This window comes from Synechococcus sp. FACHB-909 (assembly GCF_014698945.1).
Taxonomy (GTDB): Bacteria; Cyanobacteriota; Cyanobacteriia; order PCC-6307; family Cyanobiaceae; genus Cyanobium.
In genome coordinates, this window is record NZ_JACJTY010000014.1 from 36,664 (window position 1) to 45,785 (window position 9,122).

At 72.9% G+C, this 9,122-nt stretch carries 5 protein-coding genes and 1 pseudogene; 5 read left to right on the top strand and 1 reads right to left on the bottom strand.

Features of this window, described 5'->3' with window-relative positions:
• Positions 1–58: 58 nt before the first annotated feature.
• From H6G99_RS16045 to H6G99_RS16660, 5 genes are read left to right on the top strand one after another with little or no spacing between them, the layout of a single operon-like run.
• Entirely contained in the window at positions 59–1,624 is a 1,566-nt protein-coding gene (locus tag H6G99_RS16045; RefSeq protein ID WP_190612581.1) for an ArnT family glycosyltransferase, read from the top strand.
• Positions 1,621–4,122, top strand: coding sequence for a glycosyltransferase family 39 protein (locus H6G99_RS16050; RefSeq protein WP_190612583.1), 2,502 nt, complete (start codon positions 1,621–1,623; stop codon positions 4,120–4,122). The genes H6G99_RS16045 and H6G99_RS16050 overlap by 4 nt, the downstream gene beginning before the upstream one ends.
• On the top strand, positions 4,119–5,522 hold the full coding sequence (locus H6G99_RS16055) for a glycosyltransferase (RefSeq protein WP_190612584.1): 1,404 nt from the start codon (positions 4,119–4,121) through the stop codon (positions 5,520–5,522). Before H6G99_RS16050 ends, H6G99_RS16055 begins: the two co-directional genes overlap by 4 nt.
• A 4-nt stretch (positions 5,523–5,526) precedes the next feature.
• Positions 5,527–6,516 carry a lysylphosphatidylglycerol synthase transmembrane domain-containing protein gene (locus tag H6G99_RS16060; RefSeq protein ID WP_353617271.1) on the top strand — a complete coding sequence of 330 codons (990 nt, stop codon included), beginning with the start codon at positions 5,527–5,529 and terminating at the stop codon, positions 6,514–6,516.
• Complete coding sequence (locus H6G99_RS16660; protein ID WP_190612586.1) at positions 6,513–8,537, top strand: acyltransferase family protein; 2,025 nt, start codon at positions 6,513–6,515, stop codon at positions 8,535–8,537. Before H6G99_RS16060 ends, H6G99_RS16660 begins: the two co-directional genes overlap by 4 nt.
• Before the next feature lie 468 nt (positions 8,538–9,005).
• On the opposite strand, the pseudogene H6G99_RS16070 reads toward H6G99_RS16660, so the two are convergent.
• Positions 9,006–9,122, bottom strand: a pseudogene (locus tag H6G99_RS16070) (photosystem II D2 protein (photosystem q(a) protein)); the annotation flags it as partial.

Sequence of the window (9,122 nt, forward strand, 5' to 3'; positions counted from 1 at the left end):
GTCCATGTGCCAGAAAACACAACGTCCGGTACCCGAGGGTGCTGCCAGAGTGCCGCCCATGAAGGCCCTGTGGGCGTCGCTGCCCTTCCTGCCCCTGTTGCTGACGGCGGCGCCGCGCAGCTTCCTGGCCCACGACGAGGGCTATTACGCCCTGCAGGCCCGCTGGATGGCCACGAGCGGCCAGTGGCTGGGTCCCCCCTGGTGGGACCAGGTGATCTTTGATCGCAGCATCGGCCTGCCCTGGCTGATCGCCGCGGCCGGCCGGCTGCCGGGGGTGGGCCCCTGGTCGGCCCATCTGCCGTCCCTGGTCGCCGCCGTGGCCTGCCTGCTGCTCACGGCCGACCTGGCCGGGCGCCTGCTGGGCGGGGGCGGAGCCGCCTGGCTCGCCGCCGCCGTGCTGGCCCTCACTCCCCTCTGGCTCGACTACGCCCACCTGGCCAGCCAGGACATGCCGCTGCTGGCCCTGGAACTGCTGGGGATCCTGGCCCTGCTGCGGGCCGGCGAGGCTTCGCAACGGCCCTGGCCGTTCCTGGCCGGCGCCTGGATCGGCCCGGCCTTCCTGATCAAGGGCTTCATGGTGGCGCTGCCGGTGGTGGCCCTGCTGCCCTTCCTGCTGCTGGAGCGCCGCACCGTGCTGCGGCGGCCGGGCTTCTGGCTCGGCCTCGCCCTGGGCTGGCTGCCGGTGGCGCTCTGGCTGGGCCTGAGCCTCCGGGTGCTGGGCCTGCCGGTGGTGGCGGGCCTGTGGCAGAAGCTGCTCTACCTCTCCGAGAGTGACGTCTACAGCGCCGGCCCGCTCTATTACCTGTGGAACCTGCCGGCCAACACCTTCCCCTGGAGCCTGTTCGCCCTGGCGGGCTGGTGGGGCTGGCTGGCCGGACCGCTGGAGCGGCCCCGGCGTCTGCTCCTGCTCCTCTATCCGCTGCTGATGTTGCTGCTGCTCAGCGCCTTCCGCACCAAGACCCCCTACTACGGCCTGCAGCTCACCCCCTTTGTCGCCCTGGCGGCCACGGCCGGCCTGCGGTCCTGGAGCGCCGACGTCGGCCGCTGGGCCCGGGGGGCGACCTTCGGCTTCGGGGGACTGGGACTGGTGCTGGTCCTGGCGGCGGTGGCGGTGCTCTGGCCCGGGGCGCCGGCCGGCCGGCTGGTGGCCAATGGGGTGGCGGACCTGGCTCCGGCTCCGCAGCTGTTCGCGCTGGCGGCAGGCTGCCTGGGGCTGGCCTGGGCCCTGGTGCCCTGGTGCCGCACCGGCTCCCGCCGGCTGGCGGCCCTCCTGGTGGGTCCATGGCTGGCCCTGGCCCTGCTGGTGCAGGCCGGCCTGTTCAGCGATCGCAGCCCCCGGCAACGGCAGGCCCTGGAGCGCCCTGAGGCCAAGGAGGCCCTGGTGGCCGGGCCCGTCGCGGCCGTGGCCGGCGCCCCCCTCAGCGGCGAGGAGCATGCCCGGCTGATCCTGGTGGCCCTGGCCAGCCCCCAGCTCACGCCCCGCATCGGCCCGGCGGAACGGGTCCCCGCCGGGGAGCGGGTGTGGATCCGGCGCCGGGAACTGCCGGCCGGGTGGTCCGTGCGGCTGCAGGCCCCGGAACTGGAGCCCTGGGTGCTGGCCCAGGCACCGGGAGCGGCCCGATGAGACGGACACGGGGCCGGGATGGGTGGATCCTGCTGGGGCTGTGGCTGGCCGGGGTGCTCCTGGATGTGCTCTGGCTGCAGCGCCACGCCCAGCCACCGGCCTGGGACCAGGGGGAACACCTGAGCCGGGCCCTGGGGGTCTGGCAGGTGCTCGGGGAGGCGGCCCCCCTCGATCCACTCTGGTGGCAGCGGCTCTGGGCCGAGACGCCCACCTACCGGGGGCCCCTCACCTATCTGGTGACGGCACCGGTGTTCAGCCTGCTGGGGCCCGGCTATGGCAGCGCGATCCTCTCCAACAGCCTCTTCCAGGCCCTGCTCCTGGGCAGCCTCTACGGCCTGGGGCGCCTGGCCCGCGGGCGGGCGGCCGGCCTCTGGGCCGCCTTCCTCTGCGCCGTCTCGCCGGCCCTGCTGAACCAGCGCAGCGACTACCTGATCGATTTCAGCCTGACGGCCGTGCTCACGGCCACCTGGTGCCTGCTGACGGTGCGGGTGCTGGGCCGCCCCCGGTGCCCCTGGCTCTGGAGCCTGGCCGGCGGCCTGGGGCTCGGGGCGGTGGTGCTGACACGCCCCACCGGCCTGGTGATGCTCTGGCTGCCCCTGCTGGCCCTGGCCTGGCGGGCCCTTGCGCCCCTGCTCCGGCGGGGCCGGCCGGGCCCCAGGGCCCGCTTCGGCCGGCTGGCCGAGGCGCTGCTGGCGGCGGCGATGGCGACGGCCGTGGCCTGGCCCTGGTGGAGCCAGAACTGGCTGACGATCCTCTCCACGGTCAACAAGGCCCGCCAGTGGGGCGTCCTGTATCAGGACGGTCTGGAGGCGAACACCCTCGCGGGCTGGCTGTTCTACCCCCGCCTGCTGCCCACCATGGCCGGGGCCGCCCTGGTGGCGGTGGTGGTGGCGGGGGGAGCGCTGCATTGGTGGCGAAGCCGCGGTGCCCCTGCCGGCGCCCTGCCCTGGCGGCGGCTCGCCTGGTGGCTGAGCTTTCCGCTGGGTGCCCTGCTGCTGGCCACCCTGATGAGCACCAAGGACTTCCGCTTCGTGCTCCCCCTGGTTCCCCAGCTTTGCCTTGCCCTGGGGATCGTGCTGGCCTCGGCCGCCGGCCGCTGGACGCCCGTCTGGAGGCTGGCGGTGGTGGCGATCGGGATCTGGGGGGCGCTGGCCAGCCAGTTCGCCCTGGCGGCCAATCCGACCGCCTTTCCACCGCGACCGCCCGTCGCCGGCCCCCCCTGGCCCCTGGAGGCGATCGTGGCCACGATCCGCCAGCGCAGTCCCCACCAGCTCTCCACCCTGGCGGTGCTGCCCGACAGCCAGGGCCTGAACGCCTTCAACCTCGACGCCGAAGGGCGCCGCCAGCAGTTCCGCGTCGCCGCCCGCCAGACCGTGGCACCCCTCGACCAGCTGGACGGCGACCTGGCCGGCTTCGACTGGTTCCTGCTCAAGGGGGGCGACCAGGGGGTGATGAGCGATGAACGCCAGGCCGCCCTGGACGGCCTGGTGCGGCGATCACCCGCGTTCCAGGCCGCCGGCCGCTGGCCCCTGCCGGATGGCAGCAGCGCCGAGCTCTTCGGGCGGCGCACCCTGGGCCTGGAGGTGCTCCCGGTGGCCTGCGGGCCGGGGCGGGGCCTTGCCCTGAACCTGGCCGTCGAACCGCCGCCCCCCCTGCGGCCGGGCAGCGGGGCGGTGCTGGTGAGCCGGCTGCGGGGGCCGGCGGCCGAGCTGCGGGACGGCCTGCTGCTGCTCGACTGGCGGCCTGACGCCGCCGCCCCCGGCGTGCCCACCTGGCGCCATGACCGCGGCATCGGCCAGGGCATGGTGCGCGCTGCGCCCGGCGGTTGCCTGGAGGTGCGGGAACGGCTGGCCCTGGTGGTGCCGGCCGGGTTGCCCGATGGGTCCTACCGGCTCCGGGCCAGGGCCCTCGACCGCCAGGGGCGGCCGCTGCCCCTTCGCAGCGCCCCCCTGACGCTGACGGTGGCCGGCGACGGCGCCCAGGGCCCGGAGGCCCAGGGCAAGGGGGCCCAGGCCATGGACGCCGGGGCGCCCCCCAACCGCATTGACCAGCTGGTCGAACTCGGGAGGCTGCTGCGCAGCGGCGATCTCGACCGGCTGTTCCGGCAGGTGGGGCAGATCAACCAGCGGGACCCCCAGCAGATCTACCTCTCCCACGGGGAGCGGCTGCTGCGGGCCAGGCTGCAGGAGACTGGCGCCGACCCCGGGGAAGCCGATCTGGAGGACCTCTATGGTCTGGCCTTGGCCCAGGCGCTGCAGCGGCACGCCGATGGGGCCGTCGACACGCTGCAGCGCATCGTGTCCCTCGAACCCACCAATCCCCATGCCCTGATGGCCCTCGGCTTCGTGCACCTCTACCGCTTCCACCCCGGCCAGGCCCAGGTGGCGCTCGATGCCGCCGCCCGGCTCGACCCCGGCAACCGCACCCTGCGGACGCTGCGGGCCGTGGCCAGCGGCCTGCGGCTCGATGTGGCGGGCACCCTGGCCCTGCTGCGATGAACGGCACGCTCCAGCCGGAAGGACTGCAGCGGTTCCACCGCCGCAACCGCGCCTACTACGAGGACCTGGACCGCCTGCACCAGCTGCTGGTCGCCCCGGGTCTGCGGGTGCTCGAGATCGGCTGCGGCCTGGGGGATCTGCTGGCGGCCACCCACCCGGGCCACGGCGTGGGCATCGAGCGCGACCCCGCCATCGCCGCCGCCGCCCAGGCCGCCCACCCCAACCTGCGGATCGTCTGCGCCGAGGCGGCGACCCTCGACCCGGAGGTGATCGGGGAGAGCGCTCCCTTCGACGTGATCCTGCTGGCCAACACCCTCAACACCCTCGAGGACGTGCAGGGGGTGATGGAGCGGCTGGCGGCGTTCTGCCATGACCGCACCCGGCTGGTGGTGAGCTTCCACAACTGGCTGTGGCAGCCCCTGCTCAAGGCGGCTGAAGGCGTGGGCCTGCGTCAGCCCCAGCCGCCCGAGAGCTGGCTCACCCCCAGGGACGTGCAGAACCTGCTCGATCTGGCCGGCTGGGAGGTGCTCAAGCAGGGGCACCGCTGCCTGCTGCCCCGCCGGATCCCCCTGCTGACCCCCCTGGCCAACCGCTGGCTGAGCCAGCTGCCGCTGCTCGAACAGTTCGGGCTGACCCACTGGCTGGTGGCCCGGCCCGCCACCCCGGCCCAGCGCCGCCCCAGCGTCAGCGTGGTGATCCCGGCCCGCAACGAGGCCGGCAACATCGCCGCCGCCATCGACCGCATGCCCCTGCTGGGGTCGGCCACCGAGGTGCTGTTCGTCGAGGGCCACTCCTCCGATGCCACCTGGGCGGAGATCGAGCGGGTCTGCGGCTCCTACAGCGGCCCGCTGCAACTTCGGGCCCTGCGCCAGAGCGGCCGCGGCAAGGCCGACGCCGTCTGGCTGGGCTTCGATCAGGCCGAGGGGGAGGTGCTGATGATCCTCGATGCCGATCTCACCGTGCGGCCCGAGGATCTGCCCCGGTTCTACAAGGCCCTGGCGGAGGGCCGGGGGGAGTTCGTCAACGGCTGCCGGCTGGTGTATCCCCGCACCAGCGCCGCCATGCCGCCGCTGAACACGGCCGCCAACCGCTTCTTCGCCGCGGCCTTCTCCTGGCTGCTGCGCCAGCGGCTCAAGGACACCCTCTGCGGCACCAAGGTGATCTGGAAGGCCGACTACGAGCGGCTCAAGGCCGGGCGTGCCTACTTCGGCGACTTCGACCCCTTCGGCGACTTCGATCTGCTCTTCGGCGCGGCCAAGCTCAACCTCAAGATCGTGGAGGTGCCGGTGCGGTACCAGGAGCGCAGTTACGGCAGCTCGAACATCGCCCATGTGAAGGAGGGGCTGATCCTGGCGAGGATGTGCCTGTATGCGGCGCAGAAGCTGCGCTTCACCCCATGACCGCGTGGCTGTCCGTCCCGCCGCCGCCCCGCCAGCGGCAAGGCCGCCGATGAGGAAGCGCTGGTTCCTGGGGTTGGTGGCGACCCTGGCGCTCTACCTGGGGCTCAGCATCTGGTTCGGTTTCGCCAACGTGATGCGCTCCCTGGGGGCGCTGCCCTGGTGGTGCTGGCTGCTGGTGCCCGCGATGGTGGCCGTGGGCTATGTGCTGCTGTTCCAGCGCTGGCAGTTCTATCTGCGGCAGCTGGGGCACCCCCTGGCCTGGCGGCCCAGCAGCCGGATCTACGTCGCCGGCCTGGCGCTGGTCGCCGCCCCCGGCCGCAGCGGCGAGGCCCTGCGGGGACTGTGGCTGCAGCGCCGCCACGGCATCCCGATGCAGGTCGGCGTGGGGGTGACCCTGGCGGAGCGGGTGACTGACCTGGCCGGAGCCCTGCTGGTGCTCGCCTGGGGGCTCGGGGGACGGATCCTGCCGGCCCTGGTGGCGGGCGGCGGAACCCTGGCCATCGGCGCCTGGCTGCTGACCCATCCGGCCGCCCTGCGGCGCCTGGAGGCCTTCCTCGACCGGCTGCCGGCGCACCGGCGCTGGCACGGACTGACCCGGCTGCTGCGGGAGGCCCTCGGGGCGGTGGGCCGGCTGCGACGGCTGCTGCGGCCCTGGCCCCTGCTGGTGGGCACCGCCCTGGCGGCCCTGGTGTGGCTGATCGAAGCGTCGGCCCTGATGGGCCTGCTGCAGCTTCAGGGGGATCCCCTGGCCCTGACCCAGGCCGCCGTGATCCGCACCGCCATGGCCCTGGGCGGGGTCCTCTCCTTCCTGCCGGCGGGGGTCGGCACCGCGGAGGCCACGGCCATCGGCCTGGCGGTGGCGTTCGGGGTCGAGCGACCGGCGGCGCTGGCGGTCACCCTGGTGCTGCGGGTGTGCACCGTGCTGCTGCCCACCGCGGTGGGCCTGGTGGTGCTGGGCCGCCATCGGGACGATGGCGAGGCGATGGCGGCGTGAGCGACACCCCCCTCTCCTCCGGGGCCGGCTACCGGGCCGAGATCGACGGCCTGCGGGCCCTGGCCGTGGTGGCCGTGATCCTCAACCACATCGACGACCGGCTGCTGCCCAGCGGCTACCTGGGTGTGGACATCTTCTTCGTGATCTCCGGCTTCGTGATCACCGGGTCCCTGACGCGCCGTCCGGCCCGCTCCCTGGGCGATCTCCTGCTCGGCTTCTACAGCCGCCGCCTGAAACGGCTCGTGCCGGCCCTGCTGGTCTTCGTGGTGGTGGTGGGGATCCTGGCCTGCCTGGTGATCCCCCGGCCCCATACGGCCCTGCGCACGGGGATCAGCGCCCTGTTCGGCTTCTCCAACGTCTACCTGCATGGGCAGGCCACCGACTACTTCGGCACCGCCACCAAGCTCAACCCCTTCACCCACACCTGGTCGCTGGGGGTGGAGGAGCAGGTTTACCTGCTGCTGCCCCTGGTGGCCTGGATGACGGGCTTCGCCCGCCCCGGAGCCGGGGGCCACAGGGCCCTGTTCGGGGTGATGGGCGTGGCCTCGCTGGCGTCCCTGATCGCCTTCGTGCAGCTCTATCCCACCCAGCAGGCCGCCGCCTACTTCCTGATGCCGCCGCGGCTCTGGGAGATGGGGGCGGGCTGCCTGCTGTTCTGCCTCGGCGGCGTCTGGCCGGCCGCCGCCAGGGGCCTGGGCCGCCTGCCGCCCATGGCGGCGGCCCTGGGCCTGGTGGCGGTGATGCTGCTGCCGCTGACCTGGGCGGTGCCGGCCACGGTGGCCGCCGTGGTCCTGACCACGCTGCTGATCGCCAGCCTGCGGCAGGGGACCGCCGCCCACCGGCTGTTCAGCCTGCCGGCCCTGGTGGGGGTGGGGCTGATCTCCTATTCCCTCTACCTCTGGCACTGGGGGGTGCTGTCCCTGAGCCGCTGGACGATCGGCCTGCACTGGTGGTCGCTGCCGTTCCAGATCGGCCTGATGGTGCTCCTTTCGCTGGCTTCCTACCGCTGGGTGGAAAAACCCCTGAGGCAGGCCAGCTGGGCCCCGCGGCGGGACCAGACCATCGCCATCGGGGTGGGCGGCCTGGCGGCCGGGGCCGGGCTGCTGATCGGTGTCGACAACCTGCCTCCGTTCAGCCTGTACGCCGGACGCAACCCGATCCCCGCCGGCATGGGGGTGGAATCGCTCGTCGATCCCTATCGGGTGGCGGGTGCCGCCGGAACCTGGCAGGGGTCGCCCTGCGTGCTGGCCAACGACGGTGAAGCGGCGAAGACCATCGCCATCGAGGCCTGCACCCTCGGGGACTTCGCCACGGCCCGCCACCGGGTGCTGGTGGTGGGCAATTCCTTCTCGGCCTCCTTCGCCGGCGCCTTCGACGAGCTGGTGGCCACCGACGACTACGCGGTGACGATCACCTCGGCCTGGGCCGCCTCCCCGGTGGGCAACTTCGCCGCCCTCGGCGGCGGCGGCCCCTTCGCCGCCACCAACCGCGCCTACTGGAACCGGGTGGTGCCTGGGCTGGTGGCCCAGCTGCGCCCCGGCGACTGGGTGTTCCTCGTCAACGACATGGTGATGTTCTCGCCGCCCAGCCAGGGGCCGGGCAGCCGGCTCATCCTGCAGACCCTGCGGGTGGGCCTCAGCGACTTCTCCGCCAGCCTGGCCGAGCGCGGCGTGCGCCTGGCGGTGCTCAACGGCCTGCCCTTCGCCCGGGAGGCGAACTGCCACCCCGCCAGTGCCGTGCCCCAGTGGTTCTCCCCCTTCGGCGGCCCCTGCCAGATGCCGGATCGGGCGGAATCCCTGCGGCGACGCCAGCCCCTCGACAACCTGCTGGGCGAACTGCAGAGCCAGGGGAAGCTGCAGGTGGTCGACCTGTTCGACCTGTTCTGCCCCGAGGGGGCCTGCACCTATCGGGCCCGGGGTGGCGAGATCCTCTACCGGGACGAGCATTCCCATCCCTCGAAGCAGGCGGTGCGGCTCGCCGCGCCCGTGATCCGGGACGTGCTGAGGCCCAGGCCGGAATGAACGATGCCCCCGAGACCGGGGGTACCAGGGGAACCTGGAACCACGGTCTGGGGGGCTCTCGCCGGGTCCGCTCTGGCGCGGAACCGATGGATCAGGATTCAGCGGCCGTGATCAGCCGGCGTTCTCCGCGATCTGCAGACCCTGGATGGGACAACTTGGGGTCATGGACACCTCCTCCTGTGGGTTGGATGCCAGCCGGCGACGCCTGCGGCAAGGACGGAAGACGACCGAGGGAGAAAAGCACCACACCAGCCGAACCAAGCAGGATTCCCACCGATGCCGTAGCAGCAGGGGAGGCTCACCGGGCCCGACGATGGGGCGCACTCCGATCAGGCGTTTCCGTCGATCACCACGTCACTGCTGACGGAACCAAGCCATCGTAACCAGCTTTTCGGGCCATCGACGGGGCCATCGAAGGGGCCATGAAAAAGCCCCCATGGAAGGGGGCTGGAGAACCTTGGGAAGGGATCAGAGCGCGTTGCCGCGGGGCAGAACCTCTTCAGGGAAGATGAAGTTTTCGTGCGGTTGGTCGGCAGGCGCCATCCAGGCACGCAGACCTTCGTTGAGCAGGATGTTCTTGGTGTA